At 38.5% G+C, this 16,990-nt stretch carries 16 protein-coding genes and 2 tRNA genes; 7 read left to right on the forward strand and 11 right to left on the reverse strand.

The window, feature by feature from the left end:
- The first annotated feature begins 136 nt into the window (after window positions 1–136).
- The gene (locus J7E57_RS24575; protein ID WP_215130484.1) at window positions 137–2,584 is read left to right on the forward strand and encodes an outer membrane beta-barrel family protein; all 2,448 of its coding nucleotides are present in this window, start codon (window positions 137–139) and stop codon (window positions 2,582–2,584) included.
- A 147-nt stretch (window positions 2,585–2,731) separates the two neighbouring features.
- Window positions 2,732–3,094 (forward strand): hypothetical protein, encoded by a 363-nt coding sequence (locus tag J7E57_RS24580; RefSeq protein ID WP_215130482.1) that lies wholly within the window; start codon window positions 2,732–2,734, stop codon window positions 3,092–3,094.
- 568 nt (window positions 3,095–3,662) lie between these two features.
- Here the strand turns inward: J7E57_RS24580 and J7E57_RS24585 are convergent.
- The 8 genes from J7E57_RS24585 to J7E57_RS24620 all read right to left on the reverse strand — a co-directional run bounded on the left by J7E57_RS24585 (window position 3,663) and on the right by J7E57_RS24620 (window position 8,773).
- Complete coding sequence (locus J7E57_RS24585; protein WP_215130480.1) at window positions 3,663–4,058, reverse strand: hypothetical protein; 396 nt, start codon at window positions 4,056–4,058, stop codon at window positions 3,663–3,665.
- Window positions 4,059–4,112: 54 nt separating this feature from the next.
- Entirely contained in the window at window positions 4,113–4,661 is a 549-nt protein-coding gene (locus J7E57_RS24590; protein WP_215130479.1) for a hypothetical protein, read from the reverse strand.
- Window positions 4,662–4,696: 35 nt separating this feature from the next.
- Entirely contained in the window at window positions 4,697–5,314 is a 618-nt protein-coding gene (locus J7E57_RS24595; protein ID WP_215130477.1) for a hypothetical protein, read from the reverse strand.
- Window positions 5,315–5,405: 91 nt separating this feature from the next.
- Window positions 5,406–5,756: a VOC family protein gene (locus tag J7E57_RS24600; protein ID WP_215130475.1), complete on the reverse strand. Its 351-nt coding sequence runs from the start codon at window positions 5,754–5,756 to the stop codon at window positions 5,406–5,408.
- Window positions 5,757–5,767: 11 nt separating this feature from the next.
- On the reverse strand, window positions 5,768–6,742 hold the full coding sequence (locus J7E57_RS24605; protein ID WP_215130473.1) for a hypothetical protein: 975 nt from the start codon (window positions 6,740–6,742) through the stop codon (window positions 5,768–5,770).
- 97 nt (window positions 6,743–6,839) lie between these two features.
- A complete protein-coding gene (locus J7E57_RS24610) occupies window positions 6,840–7,418 on the reverse strand; it encodes a GrpB family protein (protein WP_215130472.1) in 579 nt (192 codons plus the stop codon).
- 22 nt (window positions 7,419–7,440) lie between these two features.
- Complete coding sequence (locus J7E57_RS24615; RefSeq protein WP_215130471.1) at window positions 7,441–7,962, reverse strand: DUF2199 domain-containing protein; 522 nt, start codon at window positions 7,960–7,962, stop codon at window positions 7,441–7,443.
- Window positions 7,963–8,098: 136 nt separating this feature from the next.
- Window positions 8,099–8,773 carry a hypothetical protein gene (locus J7E57_RS24620; protein ID WP_215130470.1) on the reverse strand — a complete coding sequence of 225 codons (675 nt, stop codon included), beginning with the start codon at window positions 8,771–8,773 and terminating at the stop codon, window positions 8,099–8,101.
- 514 nt (window positions 8,774–9,287) lie between these two features.
- Here J7E57_RS24620 and J7E57_RS24625 point away from each other — a divergent pair.
- On the forward strand, window positions 9,288–9,863 hold the full coding sequence (locus J7E57_RS24625) for a dihydrofolate reductase family protein (protein WP_215130469.1): 576 nt from the start codon (window positions 9,288–9,290) through the stop codon (window positions 9,861–9,863).
- 404 nt (window positions 9,864–10,267) lie between these two features.
- On the opposite strand, the gene J7E57_RS24630 is transcribed toward J7E57_RS24625, so the two are convergent.
- The 3 genes from J7E57_RS24630 to J7E57_RS24640 all read right to left on the reverse strand — a co-directional run bounded on the left by J7E57_RS24630 (window position 10,268) and on the right by J7E57_RS24640 (window position 12,560).
- Window positions 10,268–10,459, reverse strand: coding sequence for a hypothetical protein (locus tag J7E57_RS24630; protein WP_215130468.1), 192 nt, complete (start codon window positions 10,457–10,459; stop codon window positions 10,268–10,270).
- Window positions 10,460–10,758: 299 nt separating this feature from the next.
- Window positions 10,759–11,223 carry an SMI1/KNR4 family protein gene (locus J7E57_RS24635; protein ID WP_215130467.1) on the reverse strand — a complete coding sequence of 155 codons (465 nt, stop codon included), beginning with the start codon at window positions 11,221–11,223 and terminating at the stop codon, window positions 10,759–10,761.
- 617 nt (window positions 11,224–11,840) lie between these two features.
- Complete coding sequence (locus J7E57_RS24640) at window positions 11,841–12,560, reverse strand: hypothetical protein (RefSeq protein ID WP_215130465.1); 720 nt, start codon at window positions 12,558–12,560, stop codon at window positions 11,841–11,843.
- Between the two features lie 584 nt (window positions 12,561–13,144).
- Here J7E57_RS24640 and J7E57_RS24645 point away from each other — a divergent pair.
- The 4 genes from J7E57_RS24645 to J7E57_RS24660 all read left to right on the forward strand — a co-directional run bounded on the left by J7E57_RS24645 (window position 13,145) and on the right by J7E57_RS24660 (window position 16,845).
- A tRNA-Lys gene (locus tag J7E57_RS24645) sits at window positions 13,145–13,219 on the forward strand.
- A gap of 333 nt (window positions 13,220–13,552) precedes the next feature.
- Window positions 13,553–13,625: transfer RNA gene (locus J7E57_RS24650), tRNA-Lys, on the forward strand.
- Between the two features lie 44 nt (window positions 13,626–13,669).
- Window positions 13,670–14,491 (forward strand): class I SAM-dependent methyltransferase, encoded by an 822-nt coding sequence (locus tag J7E57_RS24655; RefSeq protein WP_215130463.1) that lies wholly within the window; start codon window positions 13,670–13,672, stop codon window positions 14,489–14,491.
- Window positions 14,492–14,763: 272 nt separating this feature from the next.
- On the forward strand, window positions 14,764–16,845 hold the full coding sequence (locus J7E57_RS24660; protein WP_215130461.1) for an FUSC family protein: 2,082 nt from the start codon (window positions 14,764–14,766) through the stop codon (window positions 16,843–16,845).
- The last annotated feature ends 145 nt before the right edge of the window (window positions 16,846–16,990 follow it).

A 16,990-nucleotide genomic window follows, 5' to 3' on the forward strand; every position in this document is an offset into this window, starting at 1 on the left:
TTTTAGTCCGTGGCCTAAAGCCATCGGTCAAGGGCCTGGGGGCTAAGCTTGGAGGCAGAAGTTCCGGGTCGACTGTGTTTCGCAATAACAGATTTGTCTCAGTATTAAAAATAGAACGCCTAAAAAAGAAGAAATCATGAAAATATTACTTACGCTAGTTGCATGCTTAATAGCGTGTAGGGCTTCTTTTGCCCAAAAATTAAATGCTTTGACGGGAAAAATCGTCGATGAAAAGACTGTTCCAGTGTCGTTTGCCATTGTTCGGATTTTAAACTATCCCGATACCACGGTGGTTAAAAGTGTATCGACCAATATTGAAGGAGAATTTGCAATTGATCAGTTGAAAAGTGGTGAATATATGTTGTCGATCTCGATCGTTGGTTTTAAGCGTAAAAAGACGGATCACTTTTCAGTCAATGGTGATTTAAAGTTGCCGGCCATCAGTATCGAAAGTTTAAGCAAACAATTAAAAGAAGTGAGCGTTCAGGGCAAAAAACCTTTTATTGAACATCAGATCGATAAAACGGTGCTGAACGTAGAAAATAGCATTATTGCAACTGGAGGCACGGCTTTAGAAGTGTTAGAAAAAGCCCCTGGCGTGCAGATCGACCGCCAAAAAGACCAGATTAAACTGAATAACAAAAGCGGTGTGATGGTGATGATTGACGGGAAATCGAATTTCCTATCTGGTGCTGATGTTACCACATTGTTGAGCAATATGAGCAGCGATCAGATTTCTACCATCGAACTCATTACCAATCCATCTGCCAGGTACGACGCTGCCGGAAATGCCGGGATCATCAACATCAGACTAAAACGCAACAAAGCTTATGGTACCAATGGTACGGTTTCTGTTAATACCGGGCAGGGCATTATGCCCGATTCACCAAGCGATTTATTCCGCGCTGGCGTAAACCTAAACTTAAACCATAGGCAAGGTAAATGGAACATTTTTGGAAATGGTGCCGTAGCACGCAAAGCCCAGTTTAACAATACCTTTTTAACCCGTACCACTTTATCTGAGGGTTTGGCCAGTTCACTTACGCAAAATTTCGACCGCAAAAATAAAGGTGTTGGTTTTCAGGGAAAATTAGGCGCAGATTATTATGCTTCTGAAAAAACGGTTTTCGGGGTAATGTTAGATGCCAATACGGTAAATACCAAATTGACCAACTTTAGCAATACCAATATTAATGCCGTACAAAATGGTGCTTCTAACCTGAGCTATATTTTGCAGGATGCCAACTCGAGTTCTCCTGCGGGGAATTTAACAGCCAACTTTAACATTAAACACGATTTCGATAAAAATGGTAAGAGCCTTACATTCGATGTAGATTATTCGGGTTTCAGCAATAAAAAGGATGAAAACTTTTTAGCCAATTATTTAAATGCAAACGGCAACCCAACCAATCAAACCAGTTTAAGGAATAATACCGATGCCGAAATTAACGTATATGCCGCCAGAACGGATTTCACTTTGCCACTTTCTAAAACAATGAAGGTTGAGGCTGGATTAAAAAGTAGTTATGTAGTAACCAATAACGATTTTATTTCTGAGCAGTTGGTATCGGGTGTATGGCAAAATGATCTGGGTAAATCGAACAATTTTGTGTACAAAGAAAATATTAATGCTATTTACGGTAGTTTCTCTAAAGAATGGAAGGTATGGCAGATTCAGCTAGGTTTAAGGGCTGAGCACACGCATTCGAACGGCACATCGGTTACCGACCAGAAAGAGGTAGACCGGAACTATCTATCTGTTTTCCCAACGGTTTTTGTTAATCAGAAGATCAGTGAAAACCATAACATCCGTTACTCTTATGGCAGAAGGGTAGACCGTCCGAATTACCAACAGCTTAATCCATTTGTGTTTTACATGGACCCTCTGGCGGTTGATCAGGGAAATCCTTATCTGAAACCTCAGTTTACTGATAATTACCAGATCAGTTACAGTTATAAACAAGCTTCTTTTTCGCTGAGCTATTCGAATACCCGTGACATGATTACGCAAATTAGTAAACAAGATGATGCTACCCGTGTAATTAGTGTAATCCGCCAGAATTTAGGCCGTTTCCAGAATTACGCTGCTGATTTAAATTTCCCGGTCAGGATTGCCAAATGGTGGAATATCCAAAATAACGTAAGCGTTTATTACAACAAATTTAATGATGGAAATATAGAAGGGGCTGCTTACAATGCTGGTAAAGCTGCGGTAAATATTTTTACTTCCAATTCCTTTACCTTGCCTCAAAACTTTAGTATCGAAATTAGTGCATGGCTAAACTCTCCACGGGTTTCGGGCGTAGAGCAAACCACCATTTATCAGGGCGCTTTAAATGCCGGAATCCAGAAAACTTTAATGGATAAAAAACTTAAATTACGTTTAAATATGGATGATATTTTACTCACCAACCATTGGGAAGGAAAACTGGTTTACCAGAACATCAACATGAATGTAGTGAACCGCTATACAAGCAGAAGGGCAAATTTCAGCATCAGCTATAGTTTCGGAAATCAGAATGTGAAATCGGCCCGGTCTAGGAATACGGCTACGGATGATATGAAAGGCAGAGCGGGAGGTTAGGCCGGAGTCTTGAGTCTAAGTTTGGAGTTTGGAGTTTGGAGTTTGGAGTTTGGAGGTCGGGAGTCAGAAGTCTGGGCGAAAAATCCAGTCCCCTTTAAAGTGAGTAGGGGGGATGAAAAAAACAGTTAACAATTAACCAACAAAAACATGAAAAATATAATATACAGTATCGCGATTTTATTAAGCATTTTAGGCTATGGATGCCACAATAGTGGAGGTTATTTATCTGTCAATGTTACAGATACCAATACCGATTTTAAATTTGAAGCAAAGTATGCCGAAGATAAAACGGGTAAACTGGAAAAATACCTGGATAGCGCCTTGAATAATGAACTTCCATTGGATCAGAATATCGATCTGTTTGTGAATTTAAATGGCAGCGATAAGTTTAACCTTAAAGCCAAAAAGGGCTGGTTAGTGATCGACTTTGATAAACGGAACAACTCATTGGCAGGCTACATGAAAGTGAAAAAACTTACGGAAGGAATTAAGCAGAAATTAACGGAGTAATCGTGTTTTAACCGCAAAGACCGCAAAGAGAAGGCGCAGAGGACGCAAAGTTGTTGGTATTTGACTATGCTCAGACTGATAATCTATAAAGAAAATCAACATCATCTGCGGGAAAACCTTACGCATAATTTGTTCCCGCAGATTTAAGGTGATTTAGCGTAGAATCTAAAGGCGATCGTCATTCCCGCGCAGGCGGGAATCTTAATGTTTCTGTGTTCTGTATTTCCGTGGCAGTAGCAGAGTAAATAAAGAGACAGGTGCAGAACGAGAGTCATAGTGTTGTGTTAATATATCAGAAAATCACAAAAAAAATCATCTATTAACGCTCCTTCTAAAGTAGACCAATTTGTAGTAACCTATTTTATTGGTGTTGCTACTAATTTGACTTTTGAAAGCTATATGATTTGAATCGAGTAACTCGAACTCTAGATTTTCAACATCAATCGATACGTTTTTATCAGCTATATCTAAATCTTCACAAGTATTTTGATCCAATAATGATTTAACGAACGTGTGGTGTATATTGTTGAGTTCTATAAAATCTTTTATTTGCAAGTTGCTCATCATGCTATTTTGGTTCGTTACAATTCAATAGTTTCATTTCTAGTTCGCTAAACTTTATGTATATACTTATTGATGAGTTAATGAAGCTTAAAATATATACATCTGATTTGTCGTCTCTTTCTAATTGTACCTCATCCGTGTCAAATTCGAATGTCCTGTTATCTTCGTTGATGAAATCGATCTGATAGTTAGTTACATGTGTTAAAATTAATTCGTAAAAATGCTCGTTTACTTCATTTTCTTTTTCGGTTGGTTTTAATAACATTACTTTTAATTCAACCTTACTCTCCAGGCCTTCATCTTTAATGGATGTATCGATTGTAGAATAATGTTTAATTGTTTCAATCGCAACTAGGTTTAACAAAAACATAGGGTTTAACATTGTGTCAATTTCAGCCATTGGTTATGTTTTGTTGTCTCTTGATTTTAATTTACCTTCACTATAATCTCATGTTTATTCATCTTTTTCAACCAAACAAACTTTCCAATAAATACCCATTTGTCCTCTGTTATCCATTGTTCCTTTGGGTAACTGTTTTTTTGGACAAGCTAAAACGGTAGTATCAACTTCTTCGACAAATTTTGTTAGTGCACTAAGGTTGTTTTCTGAAAAGGGGAGTATGGAAAAATCCCAACTCGAATAATAGGATAACATCCATTTAAATTCTTCATCAATTTTATTGCTTAGGAGGTACTCATTTAAAATTGTAAACGATTCTAAAATGATTGAATTGTCCAGTTCTTGAATGCCAGTGAAATAACTCGGCTCAATTATACCATACCAATTCAAAAACACAAGGCGTTTCAGGATTTCGAGCTTTGTTTCTTGGTTATCTGTATTGAAAAATAAATCGAAATAACTGTTGTGAATGTTTCTATACTGATCGTAGATACCGTGTCCTTGAAGTTGCTCTTCCATTTGATCTATGGTTCCTTTTAAAGAACCTGTATAGTTGTACAGTTCCAATTCTTGACTGGATAGGCTATCGATAGTTGTTTTCATGTTTATAAATTCAGGATGTACTTAGCGCTACACGACTACCAGAGCTTCCACCATGATTTTTTCAATTTTATCTTTTTAAAATTTTTAGCGTTGTTTTCATTTGTCAAGTCTATTGAAACAGAACCATCGGCATCTGCAAGCCACAAGGATGTTTTGTCGAGATTTATGTTATTAAGATTTAAAAATGTTTCGGCCTGTTGCAGTAAAAACATATTTTTTGTTTCTTCCCATTTCACTTTTGTCAATTCGTCTGCCTCGTTACCAAAATAAAAGTCGAACTTATTATTGTAGTGATGATTTTTAATCCTTTGATTTAGTATCCCAACTAATTTTTGGTCAGATAAGGTATCGGCAAATTGTTGCATAAAATCTTTCCTGTCTTCTAGTGTAACCCTTGGAATTGAAATTATGGTAGGGTCATCTTCTTCAATTCTTTTTATTCTGCTAACTATATAATTTTCTTGTTGTTTTGAGTAATTGGTAGTTACATTACTGGCTAAATTCAGGTCTTCATCGAGTATAAAATAGTCTGTAAATAGAATTGAGAAAAATTCGGCATTTTGTTTATCGTAGTAAAAATGCTCGGTCAAACTACCATTGGGTTGTTCGAAGCCAATGGCTAACCAATTTAATATCTGTGTAGGAGAGATCATTTAGATTGAATTTTATGTTTGTGAGCTTTGTTTCAGACAAGTTAAAAATACATTGTATATTAAGTTAAACCTTTTTTGTAAACAAAACCAATTAGTTGTTTTTATACAATTCAATTTTTCGCCCATCGGAATCAATAATAATGGCCATAAAACCAAATTCTGTTTGGGTTGGTTCTTGTGCAAAATCTACTTGTAGTATTTTTAATGTTATCATCACCTGATCAAAATTTTCTATACCAAAGCCTAACCTTAGGTTTTTGTCTGGTTCATCTTGGTTTTTAGCTAAGGGATAAATTTCAAGAACAGTTGACCCAATTGTAGCTGAATAATGATATGGAGAGTTACCATGTTTGTGATATTCAAACTTAAATCCAAGTAAACTGTAAAACTCAGCCAGAAGTTTTGGGTTACTTGTTCGCAATACCAGTAATCGGATATCCATGTTTTTGTCTTTTATTGCCCAATAATTTCAATACTATCTCCGTTCGTTATTGCCAATTGTTTCGTCTTTTGGTTAAAAGCTACTTTCGGAAGTTCTTCAATATTGCGAATGATTGATGAATTCTGTAAACCACTTGATAAACTCCTGTCTTCGTCAACTACCTCACCTGTTTTGAGGCTTATAATTTTCGGGAAACCATATATATCCCAGGCATACTGATCATTAATGGCAAAAAGATTTCCAAATTCAATATTCATTTTAACTGGTTTAGAAATTTGATTTAAGTTGATGTCCCAAATGGCAATGTGTTTTGGTGGAAGATTTTTTAATAGTTCATCATTAATTGCTTCCTCATCAGACGAACCCAATAGCACTTTGTGATCATCAATAAAACTTGCAGTAGCGATTTCTACCCCAACGTTTGGATAAAACTCAGATTCATCCAGCAGTTTGGGATTTTGTATACATTCTTCAATGTCGAATACTTTGATGGCATCCCAGGGATGCCAGAACCAGCCTTTACTCATTAGGTATTTCCCATTAGGGCTTATTTCGAGCCGGGAATGAAAAAAGTCAGCGGGGTTTCGTCCCTCACTATTGGTAATGATTTGTCCGGTTTCGACCTCTTCAAAATCAAGCCTGCAATATTCGGACGGACAATGGATTAAAAATGTTTTACTGTTTAAGGTTACGAATGCTGCAGGGTATTCATAAACATCTGCGCAATAATAAGAGCGGTTTATTTCTCTTAAAAGTGCTCCATTTTTAAGTAAAAGTCCCTTTGTGCCAAGTTTTTGATAAATAAACGCATATTGTCCGTCGGCCGATATAATGGCGCTGTCACCAAAATTAAAACTATTTTCGCCCAATTGATCTGTTTTCCCATCAGGTGTATACTGTTTTCCAGCAGAAGCCCAGTCTATAATTGCATTGTTAAACCAACAGATGGTTTTTAAATAATTGGTTGGTATAGTCTGTCGTTTCATTATGACCTTGGTTCATGTGCTGGGTAATGTAAATATATCAAACTCTTTATCTCTCAAATTGATTTGAATTAGCCAAAGTTATTTCGGCTTAATTATCTCATTTTTGGGCATTCTCTTGAGTGATTCTTTCTATTTCATTTTCATTAAAATCACCGTTCTTTAATACCTCTACAATAAAAGGCGTTTTACGTTCAACATATAAATTGATGTCGTATGGATTTTCCAGCGCTAGTTTCTTTTTCAATTCGCCATATGCTTTTGCTTTTTCGGGATTATTGCGCAGAAAATTGCGCAATGTTAAGTGGTTTTTTAAGCTTACACTATTCAAAGGGCAAACATATAAATGATGCTTAGGCCAAATTTTCGTTGTGCCATCAATTGGCGTATGTTCTGTTTGGCATTTAAAAGCTTCGCGATCTGAAATCCCTAGATTGCCTCGGTGGTGGTACCCCAATTCCTTCAGCTTTTTTATGATGGCATTTAGATTTTCCTTATTGTCTATAATGATATCAATGTCGATAACCGGTTTTGCTGCTAGCCCTTTAACAGATGTGCTACCTACATGTTGAATCTCGATGATAAGATCGTTCAGATGCGCTTGATAAACTGCGCTTAGTTCTTGGAATGTAATGGCCCATTGTGGCGAATAATCTTCGATTATTATTAATTCTGGCATAAAATAAGTTACTGAAAATTACTTAATCGCTGGTCAGATCGATCATTTCCATAATCCGTTTCTCGGCTTCCTCCTTACTAATCCCATTGTAATAATCTTTAACGAAAGCATGATCGAAGTCATTGTGTGGAACAATTTCCGGTCTGCTATTTCCTTTTTGGGTATAAACTGTTGTTGGTATGCTTAGGGTACTTCCGTAACCTGGTATGTTGTTGCAAAGCCAACCAAAATAACTCACTTCATGGTTTTCATTGTTATAATTATCCTTGTAATCATGAAAACTCTTTTCGCTTAACGATACCCATAGGCCATATTGCAAATCTTCACAATAATCATTAACCGTTTGTAATAAAGTGCAGCGAATAAATCTGTCAGTGGTTTCACCATCTTCTATCACACAGAAATCAGAATCTAAGGTTGCAGTATTTTCTTTATCGTGATCATTTAGTTCATCATAATGTAAAGGAGAACTGAACGTCAATGCAGGCCAATCGTTATGTAATTCGCCACAAGTAAGGCACGTATAGGTTGGGAGCAGATCCATTGTTGGTTGATTTAAATTGGTGGTAAGTTATGCAATATGGAGAATAGTGCAAAATGCTTGGTTATGGTAGCAGAGATTGGTTTCTAACTGCGGATATCTGTGTGGTATTTATCTATTTATATCTTATTCCGTAGTTTTAATTGTTCCAAATTAAAAGTCCGCCAATGTTTTGAATGTTTAATTTTTCGACATCGTTTATTTCATTAAGACGTTTTTCAAAAGATTTAAGGACTATTTTAACTTCTTCAACTGCTTTTCTGAGCTCATGTCGGTCAATTGATAACGTACTTTCTTGTGGTGTAGGTTGAAAGGGTTCATCAAATTCGTCAACCGAAAAATCAAATACGATATTGTCGCAATCAAATTTGATCTGTGGGGCAGGGTGTCCTTCATAATAAGTATTTTGTAACGTTGAAAGTCTGTCCCAATACATGATATCACTTAGGCCTCCGCAACATTGAGGAAAATATTTGTCTTGCCCATCAATATTCAAAACATAACCGCCAAAAAATGTTGCAGCCTGTTGTCGTTCATATTTTCCATCTCTCATTTCTTGCGTGTGGTCAATGATGAGTTTGGTTAAGTTGTTATCAGTAATTTCTGAGAGTTTATAGAATGGAAAACCTTTTAAATAAGGCGTCAGTTTGTCTTTAAAGCCCGCTTTTCGAAAGCATTCTTGGTGATAAGCGTTCCAAATTTCAGGATGCTCCCAATAAGGAAATTTGTCTGGTGCAGCTAGCTCCTGATTGTTATATCCGATTTCAATTACTGGTATCAAATCTATGAGCATGCTTGGTAATTTAGTTGACACAAGTTAGGGGTTTTAGTTTACAGTTTTAAATTGACAGTTTACGGTCGACTTTATCCATACCAGTGTTCATCAATCGAAACGGTAAGGCCATATGAATATAACAATCGCTATTCAACCTTGCCAAAAGTTACGGGTCCTCCTCACTAAACCCGACAGCAGCGGTTCCGATCCTTTACCGATAAATCGGCACTAAATTGGCATCGGATTAGCGAATGGCGGGGTTGCGTTGCCCGAAAAGCATAGAACCATTCGTTTCCAAATCCTTTACCATTTTCAGTGGGGCTTTTCAGTTAAGCCATTAACCATATAAGAAATATAAGGCCATATAAGTTAGAACACCCAAATGATGATCGTGTAAGCGGTAAAATGGAAGATATATAATATAGACACTCCAATAACCATCTTACGTCCAATGCAAATGGTCATAAAAACGCCTTGTTATTGTCACGATTGCCCCTCATACGCGTGGCTCTTCCGTTGTAACTTTATCATCATCAAATCAATAGAAAATAATATGAGAAAGATCAAAATAATGGAACACATCTCGCTTGATGGCGTGATGCAGCACGAAAACAGCGAGGATTTCACGCATGGCGGATGGACAACACCTTACCGGAGTGCGGAAGGTTTAGCAGCCGTATTGGAGGCGCAGGGTACTAACATCGATCTGTTGTTGGGCCGCAAAACCTACGATAGCTGGACCCAGTACTGGCCAAAGGCAGGCGATAATCCGATGGCAAATAGTTTAAATGATGGCAAAAAATATGTGGCCACTCACAGGCCAGACAGCCTTGAATGGGGACCTGTTGAAGATTTAGGTACTGACATCGTAACGCGTATTCGCGAACTTAAATTAATAGAAGGCCCTGATCTGATTGTGTATGGAAGCTCGACAGTGGTTGCTGTGTTGTTAGAGCAGGGACTGGTAGACGAGGTTGTACTGATGGTGTACCCTGTGTTATTGGGTAAAGGCAAACGTTTCTTTTCTGAAACGGCCAATGCGCGTGAACTGGAATTTGTAAGCACAAAAACTACGCCCACAGGAGTGCAACTGAATACTTATCGATATGTTGGAGAACTGGGAAGTTAATTAGTTTGGAGTTGAGCGTTTGGAGTTTGGAGGCCGGAACGTCATTGCGAACCGAAGGCTAGGGAGGAGGTGGCGTGAAGCAATCTGTTTTGTGGACTAGTGCGAAGTTCGGATTTCTAAAATGAGAACAAGAAGAGGATCATTTTGGAGTTGAAAGGTTTTTGGAGCGCAAGGGCTGTGATCCTTAGGTTGGCTCCGGTCCTGCTGTCCGTTGCACTTCCATCAGGGCTATTTAACAATGGGCTGTACCCCGAAATGAAGAAAACGTATTAAGCAATCTGTTGGCCTATTAATCCAAGTTCAGGAGGTTGGGGGGCGAAACCTAACATTGTACAATTGGTTTGGGTATATCGTTAAAAACGCCCATATTTTTGGACACGAGCGCTTTTGTTTGTCATTATTCCTTAACGTTTAACGTCGGCTGGAGCATTGGTGGTCGAATCTGCTATTGAATCGGTGCTTGTACTATCGATCAATTTGTTCGTATCGGTGTATTTGTACATACTGTCGGCATTTTCCTGATCGGCTTTTTTACCACTACACGCTGACAACGCTAAACCAAAGGCAGCTACCAAGATTATTATTTTCGTTTTCATATCAAATGTTATTGGTGTACTTATATAATCCCTTTTAAAAGGCAATTGTTTTGGTAATTGTTAAAAGAAGGGTTTTGGTAGGTCATTGCGATTAGTTGGAGTTAGGGGCTGGAGGTTCGAAGTCTGGACTTGTAAACCAAACGATACGTCATTGCGAACTGAAGGGGAGGGATAGTGTGATGGAGTGAAGCAATCTGTCTGATAGATAGTCCGAGGTCGGAGGACAAGACTGGGTCGGGAGTCTGGGTTTATAAATTGCGAAACCGTACTTCATGTTCGAACTGAAGTTTGGGTCTGTTTCAATCGCGGTTTTTATTTAACCTATCCCAAAAGCTGTTGTTGTCTAATTTACTCAAAAGACCATCGGTTAAATATATCTCCAGAAATTTTAGAATAGAAGTGGCCTGTACTGTCATTTTCTGAGATCCATGATTGTCGTTTATAACTTCATATTGACCTCCTTCCTGGAGTTGGATTAACCATTGGTCGCTATAAATCATATATTCGGCAAAATGGAAAGTATTTTTTTTTAACTCGCTTTTATAATCAATGGCCTCCTGTACTGGAATTACCCTGAATAAGTGATCATCGGTGTCAAATCCGTTGCAAAATTTATAGAAATCAATAAGATCTGGTGGAAGGGGACAACTAAGCTTTAGTTCTAGGCCTGCAAGATCTTCATCGCTACAGGGAGCGTTAAAGGTAATGCCCAGTTTCTTTATAATATCTTTTTTGTTTGCAAAAAGTTGCTTGAAGGTTTGCATGAGTTTAATGCGTATTCAATTAATGATATAAAATTAAGGTCGTTGCTTAGGCTAAGGGGATAAGGCTTATGTTAAATGTGAAGCATGTGCAATAAAAAACTAAAGTAATTAAAATAATAAAAAAAGAGCCTCGTGATGAATGAGGCTCTTACCTATTTCTAGCAGCTAAAATTAACTCAACTAGTATCTTTTATGGAGAACAATACGCCAGAATTTAGCAATGAACTTTTCCCATTCGTTTTTTTTATTTTTCATGTATATTTTTTTATGAAAAGTAATTCCATTGAAAGCCTAAAGGCTTTCGATGACACAGTTTGATAATAAATATCTACACAAAGTATAACCTTCAAAGTGCTATTTGTCAAGCATGTTTTTTATAAATAAAATTAAAAAATTTAAATATTTGATTTTTAGTGAGGAAAAATACAAAAAAGAATTTTATCGGCTCGAGTGCAGTTATTACATCTAAATAAATAGGTAATCACTGTAAAATAAAAACCCACGGCTGTTTTTTAATGATAAATTCATCATATTGATTTACTTGAAATCACCTAATCGCCAAGACTTATGCTAGGTGGGTATATCCAATATCTTAAATTGCAGAAAGTATTTCAATACTAAAATATGGTGTTAACAGTTTGATTTGAAATTTTGACTTCACCATTTTGCCCTTTTTGCCCTGTAGTTCCTTGCCCTAAAGCATTAAGCTTATTCCCATTTCCGCCCCTGTTAGCTCCGCTACAATGAGTCGAACCACTACCTCCTCTACCGCCAGATCCACCATTTCCTGATATACCAGGATCCCCTACTTTTCCACTATTTCCCCCATTTAAAAGCATCTGAACATAGGTGAGTTTTTGGGTAACTTCTGCACTACCTACTAAATGTATATTACCTGCGTTGCCACCATTTCCTGCTTGTCCACCAGTACCTCCTTGTCCGCCATCACCTCCTTGCCCCCCGTTACTTGCCCCGCGTGTACAGTGAAACATATTGCTTCTAGAATTTCTTCCACTTGAGCCATTGCCTCCCTGACCTCCGTCTCCACCATCACCACCTTGCCCACCTTCAAGCCCTGTGGTAAGCACTTGCCAATCAAATGTTGAAATATCACCAAAATCGGTGCTGATGTTTTCGATTATTAGATAGATATCGGGTGTGTTTTGTGTGCCACCAACACCTCCATTACCGCCGTTACTACCATTCCCACCGCGAACACCATTTCCTGATCCATTTGCCCCAACATTTCCTGTACTGCCTTTTGTGCCTTTGATCAAAGCAATATCATAATTGCCAAACCTGACAGTGGATTTAACCGCAGGAGCATTAAATTTCAAATTTTTTGCCGCTATAACAACATACGGAAATGAGTAATTTGTGAAAATAAGTTCTGAATTATTATGAAAGACTAAGTTTTCCACACGAATTATCTGCGATGATATTTCATATTTACCCATTATTGAAATCAAATCTTTCTTGGGTACAGTTTTTATACGATTGATAATACTGTCTGGTATTTGAGCGATAGCACTTTGTGTGTTAACAATAATTACACAAAACATTAGAATTCGGAAGAGCGTTTTCTTTTTCATAATCTTAAATTTTATCAGTTTATTTTATTTGTTGTTTTTGCTTATTAATGAATTAGATTATTCTATTTTTTGAAGTTTATGATTGTATATGCAGTTTAAATAGATCTAAATCCAAAATAACCAGTATAACTAATAGGCCACAATCTAGGAGTTAATGTTATTTGAAAAAATACCCAATACAGGGGATTTTTATACGCAACTTATAAACATGGGAACGATTTATCTTGACTGTAGAGACTAATAATAGAAATGTAGTCAGTAGGATTACGATTTACTAATCAAACGCAATAAGCTGACAACCCTCTTTTTATCCCTATATTATTAAACTAGATTTCTTAGCTCAGTTAGTAGAGCATAGGCTTTTAATCTGTGGGGCCAGGGTTCGAACCCCTGAGGGGTCACCATTCTTCATAAAAAAAACCTTACTGGCGCAATCTTAGTGGGCGGGGAAGTGGTATGAATGACTTGTGCATTTACCGTACACAACTTGTTAAGCCATTAGTGAGATTGGTGAATAATCGTTGCAGGCGAGAAAAATCAAAAGGCTCTGCGATGCAAAGTCTTTTAATATAGTTCAAAGATTTCTCCTCCGAGGGAGCTCCTTTGGAGCACTGCGGTCGTCGACGGTCCGCCTATACCTGATGTTTTTTTCTTTAAAACCAGTCTTTTTTTAAACTGTTGACTATAACTAGTATTCATTACGAACTTCCTCTTTTTTTACTATATTTATTTTGCCAGACTTCTTAGCTCAGTTGGTAGAGCAACAGACTCTTAATCTGTGGGTCCAGGGTTCGAACCCCTGAGGGGTCACAATATCACTTATTGTATTTGAACGAAATATAAATCAATCGTTTATGAACGATACTTTAACAAAAGATCCTTCGGCTGATTTGCCGGAAGATACTGCCACTCGTTACGAGCAGTTTTTTGGACCATTATTCTTTGAACCCTATGCTATAGAAGTTGCAAAACGAATTCACTCCATCCCGGTTTCTGTGGTGCTCGAAATTGCGGCAGGGACAGGTCGTGTTACCCGTCATATTCGGGAGCATATTCCATACTCGGCAAAGCTAATCGCTTCAGATATTAGTGAGGAGATGTTGGCCGTAGCCAAAAAGACACTGGGCCATCTTGATATCGACTGGCGAAATATTGATGCCCAGCAACTTCCTTTTAACGATAATAGCATAGATTTGGTGGTTTGTTGCTTCGGGTATATGTTTGTTCCTGATAAACCGAAAGCATTTGCAGAGGCCTATCGGGTTTTAAAACCGGATGGCCTGTTTTTATTTACAACCTGGGATAAGCTGGAAAATAATGCGGCATCTTATTCTGCCAGATCTATTGCAATTGAATATTTAGAACAGCCCTTGCCCGAATCGCATAATCTTGCAACCTCGATGAATAATGAAGCGCTTATAACACCATTATTAAAGGACGCCGGCTTTACAAAAATATCAATTGAAAAAGTAAAACTTTTTTCCGTAAGTCCAACCGCAAAAGAAGCTGCATGCGGTCTGGTAGAGTGGGGGCCTGTTTATGAGGAGATCAAAAAACATAATCCTGACTGTATAGACGAGATAAAAATTAAGGTGGAAAAAGAGCTCGCTGAAAAATTCGGGGCTGCTCCTATGATTGCTCCAATAAGTGCTGTATTCAGTCGGGCGTGGAAATAATAAGAACACAGCACAATTTATTTTCCTTAAATCTTCTAAAATTTGGTTAGAAAATTATTGTTCTGACTTACTGTAATACCCTTCCTCTCCGTAGTGTTCAGCGCAGCATCACTACGGGGTAACATAGAAGATTAAGTTATGACATGCAATTACTTTCCTAAAACCCAAAGAACGAATCGGTATCTGGTTTTGTACAGCTATTTGTTATGCATGCATTATAAATCTGTTATCTTTGCAGCTTTTATCAATTATTAGTATTCGTTAACATATACATGGGCAAAAACAGTATCGGCTCTACCATTACGTATTTCTTTTTAGGTGAGTACTTTTCTGATGCCCTGCGCACCACCATTACCGTGGTATTGCCCATTATTTTATTTTTTTACCTGGGCAATCCTGAAGCAGCAAAAGGAATAGGAGTTGGGGCTTTACTGATCAGTTTAACCGATCTGCCTGATAACCGCCTGAACAAACTGAAAACAGCGTGGTGGAGCATTATTGTCTTTTTCGCCACTACGCTAGTGGTTTCGTTGGTTTTAGATCATGTTTACCTCACCGCGGTTGTGGTGGTTATCGCGGCTTTCAGCTTTTCGATGTTTGCGGTATACGGCCAGAAACTCTCACTGATTGGCACCATGGCGCTGATTGTGTGTACTTTTGTGATGGGGCTTCACCCGGAACGACCGCTGTATTTTAGCAGTTATATGCTAATTGGTGGGGTTTGGTATTATGTAATCAGTTTGATCCAGATTTTGCTGCGGCCTTACCGCTCGCTTCACCATGCCATTTTCGAATGTTTGATGAGCAGCGCGGTATTTTTAAATGCCAAGGCGAAGAATTACGATGTGGATGAACCGCTCGATCTGCAACAAAAAGAAGCGATAAAACTGCACATTAAAGTGAACCAGAAACACGAGCTGATCCGCAACCTGTTGCTTACCGATAAATATGCCATGAATCCCGATAACCCCAAAGGCCAGCTGCTGTTGGAAAGGGCGCGGTTACTCATCGATTTGTATGAACAGTTGAACGCCGTACATTACGATTATGTTTTGGTTCGGGAGACTTTGGCAACTGGCACGAGCCTGAAACTGATTGCCACCTTAATTGAATTGCTGGCCAAAGAGCTCGAGCAGTTGGGCAGGCACGTTCGGTCGGCCAAGGCTTATAAAGGTGAGGTGGCTACCAATATCGAATATTACCAGAAACGCGTAATGCTGTTGCAGGAAATGGAACATTTAAACGAAACCCAACGTAAAATTGTGTTGAAGGTGGTTTCGAACATGAACGATATTGTACGCATTATCGAAATGATTAGGGGAAATGAGCGCACGCCAGAGCAACACTTGCAAGAATTAAGCGGATCGATTTCTTATCCCTTATTTATTACCGGCGATCGTTTTTCGATCAAGGAACACCTCACCTTAAAATCGCCCATCTTCAGGTTTTCGTTGCGCTTGGCCATCTGTTTCCTATTTGGCTTTTTGCTGATCTGGCAATTAGAACCGAGCAAATACAGCTACTGGCTTTTTTTCACCCTGGTAATTGTGGCGCGACCCAAGTTTTCGATTACCTGGAAACGGAACCTGCAGCGTTTAAAGGGAAGCCTCGGTGGGATAGTGATCGGACTAATCATCATCTATTTTGTGAAGAGTCCGGCGGTGCTGCTTTCTTTTTCAGTGATCTTTTTACTTGGCTTTTATGCCTTTAACCGCTTAAATTATACCGTAAGTGTATTGTTTATTACGCCTGCAGTAATTTTAACACTAGGCAGTTACCAGGGACATTTCGATCATATTGTGCACGACCGGATTATCTTCACGGTGCTGGGTTGTGTAATTGCCATTTTTGCCACCTATCTTTTTCCGATTTGGGACAGCCGCCAGTTGAAGGAGAAAATAAACAAAGCCACAAAAGATAGTTTGCACTATTTACAGGTGGCGATAGAAAGGAAGGAAAACCTGGGCGAGAATATTCCGCGCATGGCCAGAAAAAATGCCAACCTCAGTTTATCTGCATTAAGTGAAGCCATCGAATCGGCCAGTCAGGAGCCGATGCGGAAACACATTGATTTTAACGGATTGTATGGGGTACAGTCGACCATTTACCAGATTAATGCGATTATTACATCTGTATATCTTTCGCTTAATCATAAGCCCGAACAGGCCGATCCATTGTTGGTTAAACAGATTGTAAGTAACCTCAGCAATGAAGCTATATTGAAAAGTGATGCAGTGCCACCTGTTGGTGCCATGGATGTAAATCATGATGACCATTCTACTAAGCAGAAGCTGGCGCATATTGCGGCTTTATCGTTCGATTTTAACAGGTTTAACACTGGTTTTAGCGGGTAACAGGTAGCTTTAAGCTGAGTTTTTTGGAAATGAAAAGGGCAATAGGCCGTGGCAGGCGGTAGTCCTGCTTTCCATTTCAAGTCCGCTGCCGATGAAGGATCGGCATTGCGGGCTTTCCATTCCAATCCCTTAGGTTTGAATATTC

The organism is Pedobacter sp. ISL-64 (assembly GCF_018613605.1).
Classification (GTDB): Bacteria; Bacteroidota; Bacteroidia; order Sphingobacteriales; family Sphingobacteriaceae; genus Pedobacter.